This is a genomic window from Stutzerimonas chloritidismutans, from assembly GCF_038562055.1.
Lineage (GTDB): Bacteria > Pseudomonadota > Gammaproteobacteria > Pseudomonadales > Pseudomonadaceae > Stutzerimonas > Stutzerimonas chloritidismutans_A.
The window spans coordinates 383,002-406,030 of sequence record NZ_JBCFXD010000002.1; the positions used below are offsets into that span (position 1 = coordinate 383,002).

General features: G+C 62.2%; 21 protein-coding genes. 11 read left to right on the forward strand and 10 right to left on the reverse strand.

The window, feature by feature from the left end; translation table 11 throughout:
* Positions 1 to 56 precede the first annotated feature (56 nt).
* Entirely contained in the window at positions 57 to 2,378 is a 2,322-nt protein-coding gene (locus AAGW23_RS05205; RefSeq protein WP_342405282.1) for an EAL domain-containing protein, read from the forward strand.
* 86 nt (positions 2,379 to 2,464) lie between these two features.
* Here the strand turns inward: AAGW23_RS05205 and AAGW23_RS05210 are convergent, their stop codons facing one another.
* The 3 genes from AAGW23_RS05210 to AAGW23_RS05220 all read right to left on the reverse strand — a co-directional run bounded on the left by AAGW23_RS05210 (position 2,465) and on the right by AAGW23_RS05220 (position 5,053).
* Positions 2,465 to 2,917: a PA2169 family four-helix-bundle protein gene (locus tag AAGW23_RS05210; protein ID WP_342405283.1), complete on the reverse strand. Its 453-nt coding sequence runs from the start codon at positions 2,915 to 2,917 to the stop codon at positions 2,465 to 2,467.
* Between the two features lie 112 nt (positions 2,918 to 3,029).
* On the reverse strand, positions 3,030 to 4,385 hold the full coding sequence (locus AAGW23_RS05215) for a heavy metal sensor histidine kinase (RefSeq protein WP_342405284.1): 1,356 nt from the start codon (positions 4,383 to 4,385) through the stop codon (positions 3,030 to 3,032).
* The gene (locus AAGW23_RS05220; protein WP_342405285.1) at positions 4,382 to 5,053 is read right to left on the reverse strand and encodes a heavy metal response regulator transcription factor; all 672 of its coding nucleotides are present in this window, start codon (positions 5,051 to 5,053) and stop codon (positions 4,382 to 4,384) included. Before AAGW23_RS05220 ends, AAGW23_RS05215 begins: the two co-directional genes overlap by 4 nt.
* Positions 5,054 to 5,199: 146 nt before the next feature.
* Here AAGW23_RS05220 and AAGW23_RS05225 point away from each other — a divergent pair, with 146 nt between their 5' ends.
* Together AAGW23_RS05225 and uraH are read left to right on the forward strand one after the other, a co-directional pair.
* Complete coding sequence (locus AAGW23_RS05225; protein WP_342405286.1) at positions 5,200 to 5,694, forward strand: heme-binding protein; 495 nt, start codon at positions 5,200 to 5,202, stop codon at positions 5,692 to 5,694.
* A 13-nt stretch (positions 5,695 to 5,707) separates the two neighbouring features.
* On the forward strand, positions 5,708 to 6,118 hold the full coding sequence (gene uraH / locus AAGW23_RS05230; protein WP_342405287.1) for a hydroxyisourate hydrolase: 411 nt from the start codon (positions 5,708 to 5,710) through the stop codon (positions 6,116 to 6,118).
* A gap of 65 nt (positions 6,119 to 6,183) precedes the next feature.
* Here the strand turns inward: uraH and AAGW23_RS05235 are convergent, their stop codons facing one another.
* The 6 genes from AAGW23_RS05235 to AAGW23_RS05260 all read right to left on the reverse strand — a co-directional run bounded on the left by AAGW23_RS05235 (position 6,184) and on the right by AAGW23_RS05260 (position 13,153).
* Positions 6,184 to 7,437, reverse strand: a complete 1,254-nt coding sequence (locus AAGW23_RS05235; protein ID WP_342405288.1) for a sensor domain-containing phosphodiesterase — start codon at positions 7,435 to 7,437, stop codon at positions 6,184 to 6,186.
* 319 nt (positions 7,438 to 7,756) lie between these two features.
* Positions 7,757 to 9,040: a sensor domain-containing phosphodiesterase gene (locus AAGW23_RS05240; RefSeq protein ID WP_342405289.1), complete on the reverse strand. Its 1,284-nt coding sequence runs from the start codon at positions 9,038 to 9,040 to the stop codon at positions 7,757 to 7,759.
* A gap of 182 nt (positions 9,041 to 9,222) precedes the next feature.
* Positions 9,223 to 10,626, reverse strand: coding sequence for a PepSY-associated TM helix domain-containing protein (locus AAGW23_RS05245; RefSeq protein ID WP_342405290.1), 1,404 nt, complete (start codon positions 10,624 to 10,626; stop codon positions 9,223 to 9,225).
* Positions 10,627 to 10,848: 222 nt separating this feature from the next.
* Positions 10,849 to 11,241 carry a DUF2946 family protein gene (locus tag AAGW23_RS05250; protein ID WP_342405291.1) on the reverse strand — a complete coding sequence of 131 codons (393 nt, stop codon included), beginning with the start codon at positions 11,239 to 11,241 and terminating at the stop codon, positions 10,849 to 10,851.
* Positions 11,242 to 11,300: 59 nt separating this feature from the next.
* Complete coding sequence (gene xth / locus AAGW23_RS05255) at positions 11,301 to 12,140, reverse strand: exodeoxyribonuclease III (RefSeq protein WP_342405292.1); 840 nt, start codon at positions 12,138 to 12,140, stop codon at positions 11,301 to 11,303.
* A gap of 104 nt (positions 12,141 to 12,244) precedes the next feature.
* The gene (locus tag AAGW23_RS05260; protein WP_342405293.1) at positions 12,245 to 13,153 is read right to left on the reverse strand and encodes a LysR family transcriptional regulator; all 909 of its coding nucleotides are present in this window, start codon (positions 13,151 to 13,153) and stop codon (positions 12,245 to 12,247) included.
* Between the two features lie 115 nt (positions 13,154 to 13,268).
* Here AAGW23_RS05260 and gcl point away from each other — a divergent pair, with 115 nt between their 5' ends.
* The 6 genes from gcl (at position 13,269) to AAGW23_RS05290 (ending at position 21,004) form a co-directional block, all read left to right on the forward strand.
* On the forward strand, positions 13,269 to 15,050 hold the full coding sequence (gene gcl, locus AAGW23_RS05265) for a glyoxylate carboligase (RefSeq protein ID WP_342405294.1): 1,782 nt from the start codon (positions 13,269 to 13,271) through the stop codon (positions 15,048 to 15,050).
* 201 nt (positions 15,051 to 15,251) lie between these two features.
* On the forward strand, positions 15,252 to 16,034 hold the full coding sequence (gene hyi / locus AAGW23_RS05270) for a hydroxypyruvate isomerase (protein WP_342405295.1): 783 nt from the start codon (positions 15,252 to 15,254) through the stop codon (positions 16,032 to 16,034).
* A gap of 33 nt (positions 16,035 to 16,067) precedes the next feature.
* Positions 16,068 to 16,958, forward strand: coding sequence for a 2-hydroxy-3-oxopropionate reductase (locus AAGW23_RS05275; RefSeq protein WP_342405296.1), 891 nt, complete (start codon positions 16,068 to 16,070; stop codon positions 16,956 to 16,958).
* Between the two features lie 346 nt (positions 16,959 to 17,304).
* Positions 17,305 to 18,576, forward strand: a complete 1,272-nt coding sequence (locus AAGW23_RS05280) for a glycerate kinase (RefSeq protein WP_342405297.1) — start codon at positions 17,305 to 17,307, stop codon at positions 18,574 to 18,576.
* Positions 18,577 to 18,627: 51 nt separating this feature from the next.
* Positions 18,628 to 20,043, forward strand: coding sequence for a pyruvate kinase (gene pyk / locus AAGW23_RS05285; RefSeq protein ID WP_342405298.1), 1,416 nt, complete (start codon positions 18,628 to 18,630; stop codon positions 20,041 to 20,043).
* 76 nt (positions 20,044 to 20,119) lie between these two features.
* Positions 20,120 to 21,004, forward strand: a complete 885-nt coding sequence (locus AAGW23_RS05290; RefSeq protein ID WP_342405299.1) for an urea transporter — start codon at positions 20,120 to 20,122, stop codon at positions 21,002 to 21,004.
* Between the two features lie 3 nt (positions 21,005 to 21,007).
* Here AAGW23_RS05290 and AAGW23_RS05295 read toward each other — a convergent pair whose 3' ends face one another.
* Positions 21,008 to 21,232 carry a DUF2188 domain-containing protein gene (locus AAGW23_RS05295; protein ID WP_102835803.1) on the reverse strand — a complete coding sequence of 75 codons (225 nt, stop codon included), beginning with the start codon at positions 21,230 to 21,232 and terminating at the stop codon, positions 21,008 to 21,010.
* Between the two features lie 282 nt (positions 21,233 to 21,514).
* On the opposite strand from AAGW23_RS05295, the gene hmpA reads away from it, so the two are divergent.
* Together hmpA and AAGW23_RS05305 are read left to right on the forward strand one after the other, a co-directional pair.
* The gene (gene hmpA / locus AAGW23_RS05300) at positions 21,515 to 22,693 is read left to right on the forward strand and encodes an NO-inducible flavohemoprotein (RefSeq protein WP_342405300.1); all 1,179 of its coding nucleotides are present in this window, start codon (positions 21,515 to 21,517) and stop codon (positions 22,691 to 22,693) included.
* A gap of 58 nt (positions 22,694 to 22,751) precedes the next feature.
* Positions 22,752 to 22,985, forward strand: a complete 234-nt coding sequence (locus AAGW23_RS05305) for a hypothetical protein (protein WP_425540812.1) — start codon at positions 22,752 to 22,754, stop codon at positions 22,983 to 22,985.
* The last annotated feature ends 44 nt before the right edge of the window (positions 22,986 to 23,029 follow it).

Genomic DNA, 23,029 nt, shown 5'->3' on the forward strand with positions numbered 1-23,029 from the left:
CTTCATGACATGCAGTGATGATATTTTGATATCACCACGCAATCGAGTGCCCTACCGTGATTCGACGGTTTCTGTCATCTCCCAAGTTTCCTCAGCTCCTGTTGCTTTCGCTCTGTATCGTGACGCTGGTTTTCTTGTGGGGACTTTGCTGGCATCAGGAGCAGTCCTCTAGAAAGGGGGCGTTGCAAGCCAAGGCCGCCGAGCATCTCAGTTTGGCCAGTATGGCGGCGGAGCATCTGCGGCAACTCGTCGACCATGCACAGATAGTCGGCTCGCTCTCATTCGGCGCTGCGCATGACCAGACGCCTGATAGCCAAGGCATCACTCAGCTGCTGGCCACTGACCCGATGCTTGAGCATGCAAGCCTCTACGACCTGAACGGCCAACCACTCGCCTCCACCCACTCGACCGACACTCTGCCACTGCCGGAGCAATGGCTCGGGGAATTCCGTGCCCACACCGCGCAATACGGCAACAAACCCTACCTGCCCCGACGTACCGACTCGCAACAGGAGCCAGTGGCGACGAACGGGCGGCTGCCGTTTCTGTTGCCACTGGCGAACCCCCGCTCGCTGGAGCTTGAGCGCATCTTGCTGGTGGAGCTGGACGTCGGCTACCTCTCCGCGCTGCTGCACAACAGTGAACTTGGCGATACCGGGCTGCTGCATTTGCTGGATAGCACCGACGAGGAGCGGCTGTACCTGAGCAACGACGGAATTGTCATAACGGGCAAACGTCTGACGCCCGGACTGCCCGCAGGGAAGGATGCAGGCAGGGTCACTCAGTATGGCGCTGGGGACGAATATCAAAGCCTTTACCGCCGCGTTCGTGACAGCGGTTTCAGCGTGGTCGTCAGCCAGCAGGTGAATGAGATCCTCGATGCGCAACAGCGCAGCTTCAGCCGTCAGCTCTGGATCAACCTGGGCATGACGCTGGTTATCCTCGGCGGAATGTTCTGGACGATCCGGCTGCTGCACAAACGCCATGAGGCGTTTTGCGCACTTGAGCAGGCGCATCGAATAAACCAGGAGTTGATCAGCCGGTTGGAGGACGAGCATCGGCGCAGCACCCATGCAGCCGCTACCGACCACCTGAGCGGCCTGCACAATCGCCGGCAGTTCATGGATATCTGCGCTGAAACCCTGGCTCGCCAGCGCAGCCAGCGTCGTCTGATGGCGATACTCTTCATCGACATGGATCGATTCAAATCGATCAACGATTCGCTGGGGCACAAGGTCGGAGATCTGCTGCTGCAGGCCGTGGCGGGGCGGATCAGCCGCGCGCTGGAGCCGGGCGACCAGGCGGCGCGCTTTGGCGGTGATGAATTCGTCGTACTGCTCGCGGGTGACCGCAGCGAAGAACAGATTGATACCTGGGTGCGCGATCTGGTGAACAAGCTCACCGCTGTCTATGCCCTCGATGAACATGAGGTCAACACCAGCCCGAGCATCGGTGTCAGCATCTGCCCTCGGGACGGTCAGGAGGTCGACGGTTTGATCCGCTGCGCTGACGCGGCGATGTATTCGGCCAAGCAGTGCGGCCGTGGTCAGTATCGATTCTTCGACCCCTCGCTGAACCTGTCGGACATCAACGAGTTCTCACTGGAGCAGTCGCTGGTCGCGGCGCTCAGCGAACGACAGTTCGTCCTGCATTACCAACCGCAGATCCAGCTGGATTCGATGCAGGTCACCGGCTACGAAGCGCTGGTGCGCTGGGAACACCCGCAGTTCGGCCTGCTCTACCCGGATCGCTTCATCTCGCTGGCCGAGCGCAGCGGCTTCATCGTTGCGCTCGGCTGGGAAGTGATTCGCCTGGCACTCGAAGAGCTCAAGCACTGGCGGGCGCAAGGGCGCCGTTCACGGTTGGCGGTCAACGTCTCGGCGATGCAGCTGCGCCAGGCGGATTTCAGCGAGCGCCTGCTAAGCGAGCTGGCGCAGCGTGGGATCGAAGCCTGGCAATTCGAGCTGGAGATTACCGAAACGGTGGTATTGGATGATGAAGGAATGGCGGTCGAGCATCTCGAACGGCTGCGGGTAGCCGGGCTGCACATCAGCCTTGACGACTTTGGCAGAGGCTATGCGGGCTTCGCCCACCTGCACTCGATGCCGCTCAGCACGCTGAAGATAGACCGTGCGCTGATCGCCCCGCTGTCCAACAGCTACGACGACAACCCCATCGTCTCCTCCACCATCACCCTGGCGAAACGTCTGGGTTTGACCGTGGTGGCCGAGGGGGTCGAAACGCGTGATCAGCTTGTTTACCTGAAGCTGGCCGGTTGCGACATCGCGCAGGGTTATCACTTCAGCCGGCCGATGTCCGCTGAGCAGCTCTACCAGTACGAACCGTTCATCAGCACGGCGGAAGCTGTGCTGGCGTGAAGCACTAGCTCACGTGACTGGTGTTCCGTGCGCGACAAAAAAAGCCGGCACTAGGACCGGCGTTCTTCACTCACTATATCGATCGATCAGCTACGGGCGCGCTCGGCGTCGCGCAGTGCTTTAACCTGATCATGGTTGCGCTGTACACCCTGCATCTGGCGCTCCACGACTGAACGCGCATCCATGGGCAGGTCTTTTTCCAGCGCTTTGCGGTAACTTTTGAGGGCGACGTCCTCGCCACGCTCACACTCGTTGAGAATGGATTGATCATCGTTGCCGGTGATCTTGGTCTTGAGGTCGACCCAACGACGGTGCATATCACCGGCAGTACTGGTGGAGGTTTCCGGATCGCCGCCCATGGCGCGTACCAACTGCTGCAGCTCGGCGGCTGCAGTCGCGCAACCCTGGGCACGCTCGTTCATGGTGGTCTTGAGCTGCGGATTCTTCAGGTCCTCCGCGCATTCGCGAAAACCCTTCTCACCGTCCTTGCAGGTTTCGATGAGATCATTGAGTACGGAAATGGTGTCTTGGGTATCCATGAAAAGTCCTCCTAATGGCTTGTGAACAGGCCGGAACAAACACGGCCAACCTGTTGAGTCGACTGTGCCGTTTCGACAAAGGTTCAGCCGAGCCGCCCGGTGGAAGCCGCGCTCAACGAGGAAAGGACAGGCTGAAGCAGGTGCCTGATGCGTCGCTTGTCACCCGCACCTCACCGCCATGCAACTGCATGATCGATCGTACGATTGCCAGCCCCAGCCCGCCGGAGTCGCCCGGCTCGGCACGGGACGGATCGCAGCGATAAAAGCGGTCGAACAACCGCGGCAGGTGTTCGGCTGCAATCGGCTCGCCGCTGTTTTCTACAGTGATCACCACGTTGTCAGCCGTACGCTCGCAGCTCACGCAGACCCCCGTTCCCGTCGCGCCATAGCGCAGCGCATTGGCGATGAGGTTGGCCAGCGCCCTGCGCAGCAGATCCGGATCGGCGTGCAGGCTGCCGTTCGCCTCGTTCACTACCCACATCTGGTGCTCTTCGGCAACGCCCTCGAAATAATCACCGAGCTGTTCCACGGTTTCGGCCAGGTCGATGTCCTGCCGGTGAATTGAAACATCGACCTGCTCTGTGCGGGCTAAAAACAACATGTTGTTGATCATGCGCGCCAGACGCTCGTACTCCTCCTGATTTGACGCCAGTAGGCTCTGGTAATCCTCCAGCGAACGAACCCGGCGCAGCGCCTGTTGGGTCTGGCCCATCAGGTTGCTGAGCGGGGTGCGCATCTCGTGCGCCAAATCTTCGGAGAACCGCGACAGCTGGGTGAAGCCCGCCTCCAGCCGCGCGAGCATCTGGTTCAGTGCATCGCTCAAGGCCCGGAGCTCACTGAACTCGGCGCAATCGTCGATTCGCAGGTGCAGGTGCTGGACGTCGATAGCCAATGCGCGGCGGGTCAGCTGACGCACTGGTCGCAGCCCCCGCTCGCTCACCAGCCAGCCCAACAGAAAAGCCAGCAGCGCGCCGGCAGCCAGCGCGAACCAGAGTTTCAGGCGGTACGCCGCAAGCATCTGCTGACGCTCGGCCAGCAATTTGCCGGCAATCAGCGTCAGGCCGCCCTCCGCCCGCTCAATGTGCACCCAGGCCAGGCGCGCCTTGGCGCCAAGGTCATCGAGTTGCGGCTGCGCCTCGAGAGGCAGCTGCGGGATCGCCAACTGCACCGGATTGATCTCGATCAGCGCTCGGCCGCCTTCTCCCAGCACCCAGAGCAAATTGTCCCGGTTACCGAGCATATTGGCGTAGAGCTGAGGCCGCTGACGCAACGCTTCGATGCTATCGCTGTCATCGAGCAGAGCACGCATTCGCTCCAATCGCCCAAGCAGGGCCTGATCGTCGCGCCAGGCGATCTCGCGCTCCAGTGACTGGTACAGATAAAAACCGATGGCCCCCAGCAGCGCCGTGCCGACCAGCGCAAACATCAACGCCAGACGCAGGCTCAGCGAGCGTGGCAGCAGCTTCATTCCGGCACTTCCAACAGGTAGCCCATGCCCCGTACGGTATGGATCAGCTTGGGCTGGTAAGGGTCGTCCACCTTCGCCCGTAGCCGGCGTATCGCGACGTCGACGACATTGGTGTCGCTGTCGAAATTCATCTGCCAGACCTGCGAAGCGATCTGCGCTCGCGACAGCACCTCGCCTTCACGGCTGAGCAGCAGGTGCAGCAGCGCGAATTCCTTGTTGGTCAGCGTCAGCCGCTCGCCGTTGCGGCTGACGCGACGGCGTAGCAGGTCCAGCTCCAGATCTGCCACCCTGAAATGCTCGACCTCGCGCGGCGGCCCGCGACGCAACAAGGTGCGCACCCGCGCCAGCAGCTCGGCATAGGAAAACGGCTTCACCAGGTAGTCATCAGCGCCGAGTTCGAGGCCCTTGACCCGATCCTCCACGGCATCGCGTGCGGTGAGGAAAAGGACCGGCGTCTGCGCCTTGCGCCGCACGATTTGCAACAGCTGCCAGCCGTCGATGCCGGGCAGCATGACGTCGAGGATGATCAGGTCGAACTCGCTCTCCTGAATCAGGTGCTGGCCGTCCAGACCATTGAGCGCGACCTCCACCAGATAGCCGGATTCGCTCAAGCCCTTGCGCAGGTAATCGGCTGTCTTGAATTCGTCTTCCACCACCAGTATGCGCATCTGTACCTCCCGGACGAGGCGCATAGGCTAGGCCGGCCAGAGCGTTTATCCCATTACAAATACGTAATCCGCCGGCAATGGGTTTGACGGGGCCGCCAGCACAGGATGGCGCCACCTGCTCCACGGAGCCCATTGAGGAAAAACCGATGCGCATTGTTCCCCTGTCGCTGCTCGGCCTGGCGCTTGCCAGTGCCCAGGCTCTGGCCGCCACACCGCAACCTGTCAGCCAGCAGAACGTGTCGCTGCAACTGGCCAACGCCCTGCTCGACTCGACCATGGCCGCCTGCCATGCCGACGGCCGTACTGCCGCTGTGGCAGTGGTCGATCGCGGCGGCAACCTCGTCGCGCTGCAGCGTGATGACAATGTCGGTCCGCACAACACCATCGCAGCACAGCGCAAGGCCTACACCGCGCTGTCGAGCAAGACGCCGACCCGTCTGTTCGGTGAGCGTGCGCGTCACAACCCGGACGCCGTCAATCTCAACACCTTCGATGAACTGCTGCTGCTTGGCGGCGGCGTTCCGCTGCGGGTCGGCGACGAGGTGATTGGTGCAATCGGCGTAGCCGGTGCCGGCGGCGCCGAAACCGACGAAGCCTGCGCCACCCAGGCGATCGCTCAACTAATGCCTTCCAAATCCTGATCGGAGAACAACCATGAACTCTTTGAAAACCCTTTGCGCCAGCCTCGTTCTTGCCAGCCTTTCCAGCCTTGCCATGGCTGCCGACAACCCGCTCAGCGTGCATGTGCTCAACCTCAACGATGGCTTGCCCTCGCCTGATGTGAAAGTCACGCTGGAAAAGCAGAACGGTAAGCAGTGGACTGCCCTGAATGATGGAGTGACCAACCAGCAGGGCCGCATTACCGCGCTGTACCCAGAAGACAAACCGCTGGAAAAAGGCACCTACCGTGTCACGTTCAAGACGGGTGACTGGTTCGAGGCGCACGACGCCACGAGCTTTTTCCCGGAAGTCCCGGTGATCTTCGAAGTGGACGGCACGGTGCCGCACTACCACATTCCGTTGTTGCTCAGCCCATACGGTTTCTCGACCTACCGGGGTAACTGAGCCCTTAGAACCTGACTCACTGATAGTTGCAGCCAGACAGGCTGCAGCTACCCGCCACGGCTCGTCTAGATCATTTGCCCGCCACCCAACGGCAGCGGGCAGCCAAGCAGATAGCCCTGCGCCTTACTGACCTGCAGTTCCCGCAGAATGGCCAGTTCGGCCTCGGTCTCGACGCACTCGGCGACGATCTTGCACTCAGTTTCCTGGCCGAAACGAATCAGTGCCGAGGCGAGTGCTCGGCAGTCGCGGTTGCTGTCGATGTTACGGATCAGGCTGCCGTCGAGTTTGATCACGTCCGGCCTGAGCTTGAGGATGTGGCGAAAGCTCGCATAGCCAGCACCTGCATCGTCAACAGCCAATAACAGGCCTTTGGCTCGCATCGGCGCGAGCGCTTCGGCAATCTGGTCATAGTCACGAACCGAAGCATGCTCGGTCACCTCGAGCATCAGTCGGTCCAGCGGCTGGCCTTGCAACACTGTTCCGACTGCGCCGGCCAGAATGGTTTCCGGCGAGACGTTGATGGACAGGTAGCAGTCTGCGCGAATGTTACCCAGCCCCTTCAATGCTTCCTTAACCAACGCCATCTCAAGCTCGCACTGCAGACCGACTTGCTCGGCCTCGTCAAACCAGAGATCGGGGGTACGTTGCGGTTCGCCAGAGAAACGCGCCAGCGCTTCGTAGCCGACCACGCTGTTCCGTAGTACGTTGAAGATAGGCTGGTACACCACGTTGTAGGCCTGCTCACTCAGTACGCCATTGATCCGTGCGAGCCGCTCCTCCTGCTCTCGTTGCTCGCTAGCCTGCGTTTCGAGCAGCCGGCCGGCGAAATCGGCGAACAACCGCAGGGTGTCCAGGTCACGCTCGTTCAACGTGCCGTCAGGCTTGGAACTGAAGCAACAGAAGGTGCCGTATAGCCGGCCATCGCTGAAGCGGATCGGCACGCCGATATAGGAGCCGATGCCGAGGATGGCAGTGATTGGCAGGGCCACCGCTTCGGGCAGCTTGCTGGTGTCCGGGATCAACTGCGGCAATCGGCCGTCAACGACCCGCTGGCAGTAACTGTCGGAGAGAGGATCAGAGCCTCCGACACATATCGGTGGCGGGTCGTCCCGACCGCTCACATGACGAAACACCCGCAAGCCCTGCACCATCTCGGCAACGAACGCGACATCCATCCCCAGATGCGAACGCACCGAGCGCAGCGCCTCACAGAGCATGTCGCCCACCGAGTGGCCCGCTGCTTCTATGTCCCGCAGCATGAAGGCCGCGTCACCCCTGTTTTCGAAAACTTCAGGGCCCAACCGAACGTTCTGCAGCATTCACACCTCCGGTGAATTAGGCGTTTCGCTTCGACGGCTTGAGTAGATGACCTTATCCGCAACGAGGTTAACGCTTGGCCCCCGCTGCACGGTTAAGACTTGTCGCCAGTGTGGTTTGTTTCGGACGTCTTGCTGAGTATTCCGGATGATCGGTCTCTGGTTACGTCGCTCCGCCGTCGGTTTACCCGGCACTAAAGCCTTTGAGCCTCATCGGGCGTAGATCAGCGCCGCCATTGCTCGTTTACACAGCTGTCGGCGCACCGTGCGTACCAGGTGCTAGCGGTTGGCAAAGCGAGTCCTGGTAAGTTGACTGACCGGCTCAGCGAGCGACGAATGATCCATCGACCGCCGCAGAAACCGGACCGGTAATGGGGGCTGGGCGACCGAGCAAGAAGCCCTGCGCCTTGTTGACCTTGAGCTCGCGCAGTACCGCCAACTCCGCTTCAGTCTCGATGCACTCGGCCACGACCTTGCTGCCCGTTTCCTCCGCGAAGCGAATCAATGCGGCCGCCAGCGCCCGGCACTCGATGTCCCTGTCGATGTCGCGGATCAGGCTACCGTCGAGCTTTATTACGTCCGGCTTGAGCTTGAGAATGTGGCGAAAGCTGGCAAAACCCGCTCCCGCATCGTCCACTGCCAGTCTCAGGCCCTGCTCTCGAAGTGGTTCGAGGACATTAGCGACAGTCTCGTAATCGCCGATGGACACATGCTCGGTTATTTCAAGGATCAACCGGTCCAGCGGCTGACGCGCAAGCGTTGCAGCGAGACCCCCAGTTAGCACCGTAGCCGGCGAAACGTTCAGGGACATGTAGGTCTGTTCCGGCAGAAAAGTGAGCCCCTTGAGCGCCTCCTCGATCAAGGCGATTTCCAGTTCCGCTTGCAGGCCGACCGATGCCGCCTCGGCGAACCACAGATCGGGGGTTCGTGCCGGCGTTGCACTGAAACGCGCCAAAGCTTCGTAACCAACGATCCGGTTTTCGAGCAGATGAATGATCGGTTGATAGATCACCGAGTACGCCCGTCCCTCCAGCACTGACTGGATGCGGCTATGGATTTCAGCGCAGCGCATCTCGCTGAGCGCATGCCGTTCGAGCAACCGCCCGGCAAAAGCGGCAAACAACCTCAACGTATTGAGATCACGCTCGTTGAGGGTGCCGTCAGCGGTCGTGCTGAAACAGCAGAAGGTCCCGTAAAGGCGACCATCGCTGAAACGCAGCGGCACGCTGAGATGCGCGCCAACCGGCAGGGCCTTGGTCACTGGCATGGCTAGGGCTTCGGGCAGGAGCGCCGCGTCCTGGATCAACTCGGGCAGGCGACCGTCCAAAACACGCTGACAGTAACTGTCTTCCAGCGGATCTGAGCCGCCGATGGTGAGTTGCAGTGGCACGAAGTTGCCATCAAGGTAGCGGAACACACGGCTTCCACCGCGAAACTCGCTGATGAACGCTACCTCCATACCCAGATGCATGCGCACCGCATGAAGCGCTTCGGTGAGCATTTCGCTGACCGAAAGGTTAGCGGCCTCTAGCCGAAGTAGGATCGATACCGGATCGTCGATTACCGTAAAGCGATCGATATGGTTCGGCTTCAGATCATCAGACATGGTCTCCCTCCTCTACCACGGCAGCCATGCTTTGCCGTGTGAATACCAACAGCGTCAGATAGCCGCGCCTTCCCAGAGCGGCCTCTGAACAGTTGCTCCGATACTACTGTAGCAACTCAGACGCGGTGTTCCTGCCGACAGTCGGCTCATCGGAGGTTCAGGGTCGAACTATCAGCATCCGGTCAGGCTTCTTCGGTGCGCCGAACCTCGCCGGACCTGGCACCCCTCGGGAGCGCCAGCAGCACGTCCCCAACAAGGAACAACAGCAGGCTGCCACCCAGTACCGGCAGGCAGTAGCCAACACCCAGCGCGACCGCACCGGTTGCCCATTTGGCTCGGGGCGAAAGCTGTCGCAGCACATCGACCATGCCCTGGCGGCCCGCCCGGTGCAGCCTGCGACGCCGCCACCACATCAGATAGCCAACGCCCACCAGAACCGCCAATCCCAGCGCTGTCGCAGCAAGCAACAGCTGGTTGGCGAGGCCGAACAGCGAGCCCATGTGCGCATCGATGCCCCAGCGTGTCAGTTTGGCTGCCAGCGGGAAGGTGGAAAAATCCGTGCGATCGGTAATGCGCAGCGTGCGCGGGTCGACCGCGACGGCATCGACCTGAGTGGGCCAGCTGCGGTCGATTTCAGTCACCGTCCAGGCGCGATCTGGTCCGGCAGCCGGGACGATCTCGACCTTGCCAGCGTCTATTCCGCTCGCTCTGGCCGCGCTAAGGACTTGATCAAACATCTCCGGTGCTGCCACTCGGGGCGCCGACATGGCCATTCCGGTGTGGTGTGCATGTTCGCCCGCAGGTGCGGGCGTTTCGCCATCCAGTGCGGTCGAGACACTCGGGGTCGACATGCCCAATGCGGCTCGCGCAACACCGATGTTGCCGCCGGCCCAGCGCGACCAGGTCAGCCCGGTCGCGGAGAAGAACAGCAGCCCGGCCAGCAGGCACAAACCGAGCGAGGCGTGCCAACGTCGCAGCCCTTTTGAGCGCACCGGACCTCCGCTGTGCCGCCGCCGGATGTACCACAACGCAAAGCCACCCAGTGCTGCGACCCACAGCCAGGACGCTGCCAGCTCGCTGTACAACCGCCCTGGCTCGCCCAACAGCAGGCTGCGGTGAAACTGATCGAGCCATGTGCGCAACGGCAGCACGCCACTCGTGCCGTAGACGAGCAGGTCGCCCCGAATCTCAGCTGTAACCGGGTCGATGAATATGGCGCGACTTTCCGACGCGCCAAGGCTTGGCGCCTGAAACATTACGCGCGTAGTCGTGCCCGGTTGCGGTGCCGGACGTACCGCCGACAGGGTCGCCGCTTCGCCGATATAGGTCTGGGCCGCCTCGATCAGCCGAGCCAGTGGCTGCGGCGAACCGGTGCTGTCGCTGTAGAGCTGCTCGGCGTACAGCCGGTCCTCTAGCTGCGGTGTCAACGCATAGACCAGGCCGCTCAAGGCAGCAACGAAGATGAACGGGCCGACCAGCAGCCCGACGTACAGATGCAAACGAATCAATAACGCCAGCAGTGGGTGCTGTGTTCGGGAAGCCAGGAGTGGCGCCTCATGGTGGGCGCCAGCGGTACTTGAAGTCATGACTACTTACTCGATCGAAACGGCAGCAGCTTCTCTGTAAGAGCCAGTTTGCTGCGATCAATAGCGCAGCAATGGATCAGATCGCGAGCAAGCTCGCGCCTACAAAGGCGGGGCCGTATTTTCGCGCTGCCGGCCGGAAAACAGGCCTGCAGCAAGGGCCAGCAACCAACAGCGGCGCGAACGCAACCACCCGCGGCTACCGGACAAACAAGACTTGATCGATCAAGCGAAAGGAGAGGCCCGGGGGTTCAGGCTCGGCCAGCGATATCGCGGCGATAACAGCGATGCGATGACCGAAGGCAAGTTGCCGAGCGGCACCAGCCGAGGATGAAGCAATACTGGCGAGCCGGCTGGAATAGCTGCCAGCGAGGCCGACCCCGCGGCACAGCAGCAAGGCATACCCTGATGATGACTCTGCGCCGGCGCGGGCTCGCTGGCATGACCGTGATGCTGGTCTACCTTCACCACATGGTGCTGGCCCGACTGGCCCATCGCATCATGCCCACCGGCCATAGCCATGGCCCGCATATGGGCAGCCATCAGCGGCATCGAGCACAGATGCAGCAAGACGGCGAAGGCCGCTATCCAGACGGGAGCACGACGCGGGCGTTGCATATGGCTAGCGGCTCCAGTGGAAGGGAATGGCGCCGAACCCAGAGTCCGACACCTGTGCATTACTTGGCCGTGCCCTTGGCCTTGCGGCGGGTGGGCGGTTGTTTATCCTGCCCGACTTCTGCGCGAAGGGTTATCCAGGTCGGCGCATGGTCGCTGGCATGTTCCTGGTCACGCACCCAGCGATCCACCCCGGCGTCGACCAGCCGTGGCGCCAGGTCGGCACTCAGCAGCAGGTGATCGATGCGCAGCCCTGAATTCTTCTGCCAGTGCTGGCGGAAATAGTCCCAGAAGGTATAGAGGCGTTCGTCCGGGTACTTGGCGCGCAACGCATCGGTCCAGCCCTGATCCAGCAGGCGCTGGAAGCACTCACGGCTTTCCGGTTGCAGCAACGCATCCTTGGCCCAGGAGCGCGGATTGTAGATGTCCTCGTCGGTGGGCACCACGTTGTAGTCGCCCGCCAGCACCACCGGGTGCCCGTTAGCGAACAACCCAGCCGCATGCTCGATGAAGCGCTCGAACCAGCTCAGCTTGTAGTCGAACTTCGGTCCCGGCTGCGGATTACCGTTGGGCAAATAGAGGCAGGCGACGATCACCCCATGGGCGGCGGCTTCGAGATAACGACTGTGGGTATCGTCCGGATCGCCCGGCAAACCTCGGCGGATCTCCAGCGGGTCGTCGCCCTTGGCCAGGATCGCCACTCCATTCCACGATTTCTGCCCCTGCCAGATAGCGCCGTAACCGGCGGCACGAATGTCATCAATGGGGAAGTCGGCGTCCTGCGCTTTGAGCTCCTGCAAGCACACCACGTCCGGCTGTTCGCGCTCCAGCCATTCGAGCAGGTTGCTCCGACGGGCACGGATTCCGTTGATGTTGAAGGTGGCGATTTTCAGTTGATCCACTGGGCACCTCTTGACGATAGGCTGCAATGGTTTGACGGCCGCAGCGCGTGGATGTGCTTCGCGACATCCACCCTACGACCAGACGCAGACCGGCGTGGTTCGACTCAGCGGACCTCCCAGTAACCCGGCGCGTTGTAAATCTGCTTCAGGTAATCGATGAAGAAGCGGACCTTGGCCGGCAGATAGCGCTGCTGCGGGTACACCGCTTGAATGTCGTAGGCCGGCAAGGCGAATTCGTCGAGCACCGTGACCAGTTCACCGCGCTTGAGCTCGGCCTGAATCTCCCAGGTCGAGCGCCAACCAATCCCCAGTCCTTGTTTGACCCAACCAAACAAGAGCTCACCGTCATTGCAGTCGAGATTCCCCGCCACCCGCACCGCCACCTGTTTGCCGTCACGCAAAAAGGTCCAGCCGCGCTGCTGTCCGCCTTGCAGGTTGAACGCCAGACAATTGTGTCGCGCCAGATCTTCCAGCGTGCGCGGTACGCCCTGGCGCTCGAAGTAGTCAGGCGAGCCACAGACCACACGGCGGTTGGGAAACAGCTTGATGGCGACATAGTTGGGATCGGTCACCTCGCCGATGCGGATGCCCATGTCGTAACCGTGCCGCACCAGATCGACCACGCTGTCGGTGAAGTTGAACGACAGCTGCAGGTCCGGGTAGCGCGCCTGAAAGGCCGGCGCGTGCGGGCCGATATGCCGCCGGCCGAACGCCGCCGGCGCCGAGACTACCAAGTGCCCACGTACCGAAGTGCGGTCGTGGCTAATGCTGGCGTCCGCTTCATCGAAGTCCTTGAGCAAACCGCGGGCACGCTCAAGGTATTGCTCGCCCAGGTCGGTCAGCGCCAGCCCGCGCGTCGAGCGGTGCATCAACTTGACGCCCAGGTGCCGCTCCAGCGCATCGAGCCGGCGCCCCATGACCACCGGCGTCACGCCCTCCTTCAGCGCCGCAGCGGCGAAGCTGCCGTTTTCAGCGACCAGCACAAAGCTGTGCAAGGTTGTATAGCGATCCATTCGATACTCCTGATATCGACAGAACTGAAGTTTCGGCCAATTCCCTCGTTCCGGCCAGCCCTTCATGCTTGAGCCACGTATAAAAACTATCGAGTTACCGAAGAGGAAACGACCCATGGCCCGAATGAGAGCAATCGATGCCGCCGTAGCGGTGTTACGCAAGGAAGGGATTGATACCGCCTTCGGCATCCCCGGCGCCGCGATCAATCCGCTGTATTCCGCCATGCGTGCCGACGGCAGCATCCGTCACATTCTGGCTCGCCACGTCGAAGGCGCTTCGCACATGGCCGAGGGATACACCCGCACCAAGGCCGGCAACATCGGCGTGTGCATCGGCACCTCGGGCCCGGCCGGTACCGACATGATCACCGGCCTCTACTCGGCCTGGGCCGACTCGATACCGATCCTCTGCATCACCGGCCAGGCGCCACGTGCTCGCCTCTACAAGGAAGACTTTCAGGCTGTGGACATCGAATCCATCGCCAAGCCGGTCACCAAGTGGGCCGTGACCGTGCGTGAGCCGGCACTGGTGCCGCGCGTATTCCAGCAGGCGTTCCACGTCATGCGCTCCGGTCGTCCCGGCCCGGTACTCATCGACCTGCCGTTCGACGTGCAGATGGCCGAGATCGAATTCGACGTCGACACCTACGAACCGCTCTCCGTTTACAAGCCGGCCGCCACGCGCAAACAGGTCGAGAAAGCCATCGACATGCTCTGCGCCGCCGAGCGCCCGCTGATCGTCGCCGGTGGCGGTATCTACAACGCCGGAGCCGAAGCCTTGCTGTTGGAGTTCGCCGAAACCGTTGGCGTGCCGGTGATCCCCACCTTGATGGGCTGGGGTTCGATCCCCGATGACCATCCGCTGATGGCCGGCATGTGCGGGCTGCAGACCAGCCATCGCTATGGCAACGCCAACATGCTGGCCTCTGACTTCGTGCTCGGTATCGGCAACCGCTGGGCCAACCGCCACACCGGCTCGGTCGACGTCTACACCAAGGACCGCATCTTCGTGCACGTGGATATCGAACCGACCCAGATCGGCCGGGTGTTCTCGCCGGACTTCGGCATCACCTCCGATGCCGGGGCCGCGCTAGAGCTGTTCGTCGAGGTTGCCAAGGCGCGCAAGGCCGCCGGCCAACTGCCGGACCGTACTGCATGGGCCGCCGACTGCCTGGAGCGTAAGCGCACGATGCTGCGCAAGACGCACTTCGACTCGGTGCCGATGAAGCCGCAGCGCGTGTACCAATGCATGAACAACGCCTTTGGCCGCGACGCCTGCTACGTCAGCACCATCGGCCTGTCGCAGATCGCCGCCGCGCAGTTCCTGCATGTCTACAAGCCGCGCCACTGGATCAATTGCGGCCAGGCCGGCCCGCTCGGCTGGACCATTCCGGCCGCGCTGGGTGTGGTCGCCGCGGACCCGACGCGCAAGGTGGTGGCGCTTTCGGGCGACTACGACTTCCAGTTCATGATCGAGGAGTTGGCCGTGGGTGCGCAGTTCAAGCTGCCCTACCTCCACATCCTGGTGAACAACGCCTACCTCGGCCTGATCCGCCAGGCGCAGCGCGGGTTCGAGATGGATTACTGCGTGCAGTTGGGCTTCGAGAACATCAACGCCGACCAGAGTGGCATGGAAGGTTACGGCGTCGACCACGTCGCGGTGGTCGAGGGCCTGGGATGCAAGGCGATCCGCGTGTTCCGCCAGGAAGACCTGCGCCCCGCTATCGACCAGGCCCAGGCCTGGATGGCCGAGCACCAGGTGCCGGTGGTGATCGAGGTGATTCTGGAGCGCGTGACCAACATCGCCATGGGCACCGAGATCGACGCCATCAACGAATTCGAACCGCTGGCCGAAGGCCGGGAAGACGCCCCGACTGCGGTCGCGCTGCTGGATTGATCGTTACACCGAGCGCGACCTGCCACCAACGCGTGGAAGAGGCTTCGCCGTCTTCCACCCTACGGCGGGAACAGCTCGGACTCGTAGGGTGGATATCGCGAAGCATATCCACCGCAAACGCAACACCCCGGATGGCTGCGCGTCGCGCAACCACCACGAGCATCACCGGATTGTCCCTACAGACAAAAAAGGAGAAACCCCATGCCCAGCTTTGCCGCCAACCTGTCCATGCTGTTTACCGAGCTGGACTTCCTCGACCGCTTCGCCGCCGCTGCCGAAGCCGGCTTCAGCGGTGTCGAGTACCTCTTTCCCTACGACTATCCGGCCGAAGAGATCAAGTCGCGCCTGGACGCCCACAACCTGACCCAGGTGCTGTTCAACCTGCCGGCCGGTGACTGGGCCAACGGCGACCGCGGCATTGCTTGCGATCCCGAGCGGGTCGATGAATTTCGCGCCGGTGTCGACCAGGCCATCGCCTATGCCAAGGTCCTGGGCAACAGCCAGATCAACTGCCTGGCCGGTATCGCACCCAAGGGCGCCGACCTCGGCAAGCTGGAGATGACCTTTATCGAGAACCTGCGCTACGCGGCGAAGAAGCTCGAAGCAGAAGGCATCCGCTTGGTCATGGAGATGATCAATACCCGCGACATCCCGCGCTTCTTCCTCAACAACACCTCCCACGCGCTGGAGATTCGCGACAAGGTCGGCAGCACCAACCTGTTCCTGCAGTACGACATCTATCACATGCAGATCATGGAAGGAGACCTGGCGCGCACCCTCGAGACCCACCTGGCGGCGATCAACCATGTGCAGCTGGCCGACAATCCCGGCCGTCACGAACCGGGTACTGGCGAAATCAACTACCGCTTCATGTTCGAGCACCTGGACCGCATCGGTTACCAAGGCTGGGTCGGTTGCGAGTACAAGCCGGCCACCACCACCGCAGCCGGCCTCGGCTGGATGAAAGCGCATAACGCTATCTGACCCGACCTGAACGAATCGAAGGAGAAAAACCTCATGGCTAAGATTGGATTTATCGGCACCGGCATCATGGGCCTGCCCATGGCTCAGAACCTGCAGAAAGCTGGCCACAGCCTTTTTGTTTCAACTCACCACGATGCGGCCCCGACCGCGCTGCTCGAGGCAGGCGCCGTTGCCCTGGCCAACCCGAAGGAAGTGGCGCAGGAAGCCGAGTTCATCATCGTGATGGTGCCGGACACCCCGCATGTCGAAGACGTGCTGTTCCGCGAGAACGGCATTGCCGAGGGCGTCGGCCCGAACAAGCTGGTGATCGACATGAGCTCGATCTCACCCAGCGCCACCAAGGCGTTTGCCGAAAAGATCAACGCCACCGGCGCCCAGTATCTGGATGCCCCGGTCTCCGGCGGTGAAGTCGGTGCCAAGGCCGCAACGTTGTCGATCATGGTGGGTGGTAGCGAGGACAGTTTTGCCCGCGCCCTGCCGTTGTTCCAGGCGATGGGCAAGAACATCACCCTGGTCGGCGGCAATGGCGACGGCCAGACCGCCAAGGTCGCCAACCAGATCATCGTCGCCTTGAACATTCAGGCGGTGGGCGAAGCCCTGCTGTTCGCCGCGAAGAACGGCGCCGACCCGGCGCGTGTCCGCGAAGCGCTGATGGGCGGTTTTGCCGGCTCGAAGATTCTCGAAGTGCATGGCGAGCGCATGATCAAGGGCACCTTCGATCCGGGCTTCCGCATCAGCCTGCACCAGAAGGACTTGAACCTCGCTTTGGCCGGTGCCCGCGAGCTGGGCCTGAACCTGCCCAACACGGCTAACGCGCAGCAGGTCTTCAGCACCTGCGCAGCCATCGGTGGCAGCGGCTGGGATCACTCGGCGCTGATCAAGGGGCTGGAGCACATGGCCAACTTCTCGATTCGCAAGGATTAAACAGAAACGTCAGCCTTCGAGCACGTTGCGCCGAGCCAAGCGGCCCACCTTCAGGGACAGACAGACCAGGTGGTGGGAACCGCAACGTTTGGCACAGCAATGCTCAAAGGGTCGGATTGGCGTTGCGTAGGGCCGGAATCACAGCGTCCCCCACAACCTCAGCCCTGCGCATCTGCGATCCGATCGCTGCCCTCGGGCAGCACCCCTTTCGACCTGCTCGGCACGAGGAGTCACGGCCTGACTGCCGGGTGGGTCGATTCCAAACCTTAGGACTTGCCTTTTGTACTTGCATAACCGAGCCCTAAGGTCTGGAATCGGGCACCTGACCTAATAGATGGAGTTGTACATGAACCTCGACCCGCAAGCCTTCCTGCGCGACCTGTTCACCGCCGCCATCGATGCCGCCCATCCGCGCCAGGTGTTGGCCGACCATTTGCCGGCAGACCGCAGCGGCCGCGCCATCGTCATCGGAGCAGGCAAAGCAGCTGCCGCCATGGCTGAAGCCATCGAAGCGGTCTGGGAAGGCGAGCTCTCAGGACTGGTGGTGACCCGCTACGGCCACGGCGCTGACTGCCGCAAGATCGAGGTGGTTGAAGCCGCGCATCCGGTACCGGACGATGCCGGTGAGCGCGTCGCCCGCCGCGTGCTGGAAATGGTCAGCAACCTCGAAGAAAGCGACCGGGTGATCTTTCTGCTCTCCGGCGGCGGCTCATCCCTGCTGGCGCTGCCGGCCGAAGGCATCAGCCTCGCCGACAAACAGGCCATCAACAAAGCGCTGCTGCGCTCCGGCGCGCACATCGGCGAGATGAACTGCGTGCGCAAGCACCTCTCGGCGATCAAGGGTGGCCGTTTGGCCAAGGCCTGCTGGCCGGCGAGCGTCTATACCTACGCGATTTCCGACGTGCCGGGTGACGAGGCCACAGTGATCGCTTCTGGCCCAACCGTTGCGGACCCGACCACCTCGGCCCAGGCGCTGGCGATTCTGGCGCGCTACCACATCGAGATTCCGCAGAACGTTCGCGCGTGGCTGGAAGATCCTCGTTCCGAGACGGTCAAGGCGGATGACCCTTGCCTGTCTCGCAGCCACTTCCAGCTGATCGCAAAGCCTCAGCAATCCCTCGACGCGGCGGCCGAGAAAGCGCGTGCGGCAGGCATCACCCCGCTGATTCTCGGCGATCTGGAAGGTGAAGCGCGCGATGTAGCCAAGGTTCATGGCGGCATCGCCCGTCAGGTCGTGCTGCATGGTCAGCCGATCAAGCCGCCCTGCGTCATTCTCTCCGGCGGCGAAACCACGGTGACCGTGCGCGGCCATGGCCGCGGCGGCCGCAATGCCGAGTTTCTTCTGAGCCTGACGGACACTCTGCAGGGCCTGCCGAATGTCTACGCCCTGGCGGGCGATACCGATGGCATCGACGGCTCGGAAGACAATGCCGGCGCCTTGATGACGCCCGAGAGCTACGCCCGCGCCGAGGCGCTGGGCCACAGCGCTGCCGATGCCCTGGCGAACAATGATGGCTACGGTTATTTCCAGGCGCTCGATGCGCTGCTGATGACCGGCCCGACGCGGACCAACGTCAACGATTTCCGCGCCATTCTGATCCTGCCGGTGTCCCGCTAGCGGGACACCGGCAAGCAGGGTCCCTAACCACAACTGCCGATAGAGCCTGCCATGACACCCGACAAGAAGGTCAAGATTCTCGCCACCCTGGGCCCTGCCACGCGCAGCATCGAGGATGTGCGCGAGCTGGTGGAAAACGGGGTCAACCTGTTCCGCCTCAACTTCAGCCATGGCGAGCACGCCGACCATGCCGAACGCTTCGGCTGGATCCGCGAAGTGGAACGTCAGCTGAACCAGCCGATCGGCATCCTCATGGACCTGCAGGGGCCCAAGCTGCGCGTCGGTCGTTTTGCTGAGGGCAAGGTACAGCTCAAGCGTGGGCAAACGCTGCGTCTGGACCTCGACTCGACGCCGGGAGACATCACGCGAGTCAACCTGCCACATCCGGAAATAATCGACGCCCTTCAGCCCGGCATGAGCCTGCTGGTTGACGATGGCCGTCTGCGCCTGACGGTAACGGCCAAGCACGCTGATGCCATCGAGACGCGTGTGGTGGCCGGCGGTGAGCTGTCCGACCGCAAGGGTGTCAACGTGCCAGAGGCGGTGCTGGAGCTGAGCCCGCTGACCGAGAAGGATCGGCGCGACCTGGCATTTGGCCTGGAGCTGGGCGTCGACTGGGTGGCGCTGTCATTCGTGCAGCGACCACAGGACATTCATGAAGCTCGCGAACTGATCGGCGACCGAGCTTTCCTCATGGCAAAGATCGAGAAACCCTCGGCTGTGCAGCACCTGCGCGAGATTGCGCGGCTGTGTGACGCGATTATGGTGGCGCGTGGCGACCTGGGGGTCGAGGTGCCCGCCGAAAATGTCCCGCGTATCCAGCGCAACATCGTCCGCACCTGTCGCCAGCTGGGCCGACCGGTGGTGGTGGCGACGCAGATGCTCGAATCCATGCGCTTCTCCCCAGCCCCGACCCGTGCCGAGGTCACTGATGTGGCCAACGCCGTGGCCGAAGGCGCCGATGCAGTGATGCTCTCGGCGGAAACCGCCTCCGGCGAGTACCCGCTGGAAGCGGTGAGCATGATGAGCAAGATCATCCGCCAGGTGGAAAGCGGCCCGGACTACCAGGCTCAGCTGGACGTCAATCGGCCAAGCGCGGAGGCTACGCTGCCCGATGCGATCAGCTGCGCCATTCGCCGGATCAGCGGCATTCTGCCGGTTGCGGTGCTGGTCAATTACACCGAATCAGGCCGCTCCAGCCTGCGCGCTTCGCGCGAGCGACCGGCCACGCCAATCCTGAGCCTGACGCCGAACCTGACCACCGCACGCAAGCTGACCGTGGCCTGGGGCGTGTACTCGGTGATCGATGCACGCATGTATGACATGGAGCATGTCTGCCTCAATGCGCTCGAACTGGCCCGTGCCCAGGGCATGGCGGGCACCGGGGACACTGTGGTGATCACGGCGGGCGTGCCGCTGGGGCAGTCTGGCACCACCAACTCGCTGCGTATCGAAACGCTCAACTGACCCTCCCAGAACACCTCATGGGCGGAGCCCGGCTCCGCCCATATGGGTCCGTCCGCTCTTTTCTCACGCCATGCTCATGCCCACTCGTTTTTCGTACCTGTTGCGCTCGATGCTAAACGGCATCAGCCAGGTCTTCTTGCAGCGCCATCTCGGCTGCGGGCTGCTGATCCTGTTTGCGATCGGTCTGCATGATCGTGCGCTGCTGGCTGGCGCCCTCCTCGGCCTGCTGGGCGGTACCTTGTCGGCGTGGCGTCTCGGTTACCCACCTGAGGATATCGAAACCGGTCTGTACGGCTACAACGCCGCGCTACTGGGGCTTCTGATCACGCTGATGCTCGGTTTGGCGCCGCTCGCCTGCTTGCTGGTGATCATCACTGGCGCGTTGTCCAGTGCCGTGCAGCACCTCCTGCTCAGACGGATGCGTGAACGGCGTAGCCTGCCGGGTTTCACCCTCTCCTTCGTCCTGCTCGGATGGTTGGCCATGGGCCTGTCAGGTGTTCTGGAAAGCGTTGTCCAGGCACGCATGCCCGAGCATCAGCTGGATGGCTGGGGCGCATTGGGTGGAATAATGCGGGGGGTGGGCCAGGTGCTGTTTCTGGCCGATCCGCGGGCGGGGCTGTGCCTGTTCGCGGCGTTGCTGTTGGCTGATCGGCGTGCTGCCGTATGGACACTGTGCGGCTCGGCAGTTGGCATATTTATGGCACTGCTGGGCGGCGCTTCCGAGCCATCAGCGCTGGCCGGGCTGGCTGGCTACAACCCGGCGCTGGCCGCTCTGGCGCTGAGTCAGGTTCACCACTCGGCACTGGCGCCAGCACTGGGCATCGGCTTGGCGATCATCTTTCGGCTGTTTTTCGACCAGCTCGGCCTGCCGCCGCTGAGCATGCCCTTCATTCTCGCGTGCTGGGCGGTCACGCTGGGTGAACGTCAGTCTCAGCGCCAGGGCGAATTGCAACCGAGCTGAGTCTTAGCCCCTGGTGGCGCGTGGGTCCTGGTCCCGCGGGTAGGTTCGTTCTTCTTCGATCTTGCCGTCGAGGGTATGAATTTTCACCGAGGCGGTTCGCAGCTTCATGTAATCACGGGTCTCGTTGATGATGTCTTCCTTCGTCGACGCTTCGAGCAGCGCGCGTTTATCGCCCTCCTCACGCAGTACCCAGCGATCGTCATCGTGCGTGATGTGGTAGTTCTCCATGTTGCCTCCCTCTGTTCATCGGTAGTTGAAGTTATAGAACGCTTCGGTTGATGACGGTTCGATTGCCTGTTGATCGACACCACTCATTCGGTGCAAAAGACCCACCAAGGTTCTAAAAACCCATATCCACAGGGTAGGAAGTACCCACGATTCGCTTCAAGCCCTTGATTCTGGTCAATTCCAGCCTGGAACGATTATTGAAGCAGCTCCAGTACCTGTCCGAGACGCTTGGCCGCCACGCTGCCAAAACAGAGACAGCGTTACCAATAACTGGAGTTTTCCATGCTTTGCGCCGAACACCGTGCCCTTATCACCGCCACCGTCCCGTTGCTCGAAAGCGGCGGCGAAGCCCTCACCGACCATTTCTACAAACTGATGCTGGCCGAGCACCCAGAGGTTCGCCCGCTGTTCAACCAGGCTCATCAGGCCAGCGGTGACCAGCCGCGTGCGCTGGCCAATGGCGTGCTGATGTATGCCAAACACATCGACCGCCTCGATCAGCTCGGCGGGCTGGTTTCACAAGTGGTCAACAAGCATGTCGCGCTGCAGGTTCTGCCGGAGCACTACCCGATTGTGGGCGGATGCCTGCTGCGAGCGATCCGCGAAGTGCTCGGCGCCAAGATCGCCACAGATGAAGTCATCGACGCATGGCGTGCCGCTTACCAGCAGCTCGCCGACATTCTGATCGGCACCGAAGAACAGCTCTACCGCGAGACCGCCGATGCACCCGGAGGCTGGCGCGGCGCGCGGCGTTTCCGGATCGCGCGCAAGGTGCCTGAGAGCGAAGAAATCACCTCTTTGTACCTTGAACCGGAGGATGGCGAGCCCGTGGTGGCGCATGAGCCGGGTCAGTACATCGGGCTGCGCCTGCTGGTCGATGGCCAGGAGATCCGCCGCAACTATTCGTTATCGGCGGCGAGCAACGGTCGTGACTACCGGATAAGCGTCAAACGCGAACCCGGCGGCGTGGCCTCCAATGCGCTACATCAAATGCAGCTTGGCGAGACGCTGGAGCTGTTCGCACCGGCTGGCGATTTCATCTTGCAGCACAGCGACAAACCGCTGGTACTGATCAGTGGCGGCGTCGGCATCACCCCGACGTTGGCGATGCTCGAAGCCGCCATCGGCACCAGCCGACCGATTCACTTCATCCATTGCGCACGCAACGCCGAAGCCCACGCATTCCGCTCGACCATCGACCAGCTCGCCGAGCAGCACGTCCAGCTAAAGCGTTTTTATTGCTACGACGAACACCGTGGCGATGAGCATCAACCAGACGCCATTGGCCTGTTGACCGAAGCAAGACTGGACGCCTGGTTACCGGCAGAGCGCGACCTGGATGCGTATTTCCTCGGTCCGAAACCATTCATGGCGGCGGTTCGTCGGCAACTGCGCGCACTTGGCGTGCCTGCCCAGCAGCTACGCCATGAGTTCTTCGGGCCCGCAAGCGCGCTGGAGTAAACCGGACGGGCCTGCCTCCTGGCCGGCCCTCTCGCATCACCGAAACGAGGTCTATCCCATGCTTATGCAACCGCTCGACTCGTACCGCCTTTTGCTATTCGCCAACCTGTCGATGGCCTTGGGCGTACTGCTGCTTCTGCTAGGTATCGCCGGCGCTTATGTGGTCGATGACCATCTTCAGCTCGGAGCGGTGGTGGCAAGCCATGCCCTGGTGATCCTGGGACCGACCGCGCTGAAGATCGGTTACGTGATGCGGCTACTGGCACAGCGCCAGCTCGCGTTGGTCGCCTGATCGGGCCGATATTCGATGCAATTCTATGAACTCAAATACGCCAC

Coding starts and splice junctions, on each gene's coding strand:
- AAGW23_RS05225 (WP_342405286.1), top strand. CDS start 5,200: ATGCGCATTGTTCCCCTGTCGCTGCTCGGCCTGGCGCTTGCCAGTGCC.
- hyi (WP_342405295.1), top strand. CDS start 15,252: ATGCCCAGCTTTGCCGCCAACCTGTCCATGCTGTTTACCGAGCTGGAC.
- AAGW23_RS05275 (WP_342405296.1), top strand. CDS start 16,068: ATGGCTAAGATTGGATTTATCGGCACCGGCATCATGGGCCTGCCCATG.
- AAGW23_RS05245 (WP_342405290.1), bottom strand. CDS start 10,626: ATGACTTCAAGTACCGCTGGCGCCCACCATGAGGCGCCACTCCTGGCT.
- pyk (WP_342405298.1), top strand. CDS start 18,628: ATGACACCCGACAAGAAGGTCAAGATTCTCGCCACCCTGGGCCCTGCC.
- AAGW23_RS05210 (WP_342405283.1), bottom strand. CDS start 2,917: ATGGATACCCAAGACACCATTTCCGTACTCAATGATCTCATCGAAACC.
- AAGW23_RS05215 (WP_342405284.1), bottom strand. CDS start 4,385: ATGAAGCTGCTGCCACGCTCGCTGAGCCTGCGTCTGGCGTTGATGTTT.
- AAGW23_RS05235 (WP_342405288.1), bottom strand. CDS start 7,437: ATGCTGCAGAACGTTCGGTTGGGCCCTGAAGTTTTCGAAAACAGGGGT.
- AAGW23_RS05290 (WP_342405299.1), top strand. CDS start 20,120: ATGCCCACTCGTTTTTCGTACCTGTTGCGCTCGATGCTAAACGGCATC.
- AAGW23_RS05295 (WP_102835803.1), bottom strand. CDS start 21,232: ATGGAGAACTACCACATCACGCACGATGACGATCGCTGGGTACTGCGT.
- AAGW23_RS05240 (WP_342405289.1), bottom strand. CDS start 9,040: ATGTCTGATGATCTGAAGCCGAACCATATCGATCGCTTTACGGTAATC.
- AAGW23_RS05280 (WP_342405297.1), top strand. CDS start 17,305: ATGAACCTCGACCCGCAAGCCTTCCTGCGCGACCTGTTCACCGCCGCC.
- AAGW23_RS05250 (WP_342405291.1), bottom strand. CDS start 11,241: ATGCAACGCCCGCGTCGTGCTCCCGTCTGGATAGCGGCCTTCGCCGTC.
- uraH (WP_342405287.1), top strand. CDS start 5,708: ATGAACTCTTTGAAAACCCTTTGCGCCAGCCTCGTTCTTGCCAGCCTT.
- gcl (WP_342405294.1), top strand. CDS start 13,269: ATGGCCCGAATGAGAGCAATCGATGCCGCCGTAGCGGTGTTACGCAAG.
- AAGW23_RS05260 (WP_342405293.1), bottom strand. CDS start 13,153: ATGGATCGCTATACAACCTTGCACAGCTTTGTGCTGGTCGCTGAAAAC.
- AAGW23_RS05220 (WP_342405285.1), bottom strand. CDS start 5,053: ATGCGCATACTGGTGGTGGAAGACGAATTCAAGACAGCCGATTACCTG.
- hmpA (WP_342405300.1), top strand. CDS start 21,515: ATGCTTTGCGCCGAACACCGTGCCCTTATCACCGCCACCGTCCCGTTG.
- AAGW23_RS05305 (WP_425540812.1), top strand. CDS start 22,752: ATGCTTATGCAACCGCTCGACTCGTACCGCCTTTTGCTATTCGCCAAC.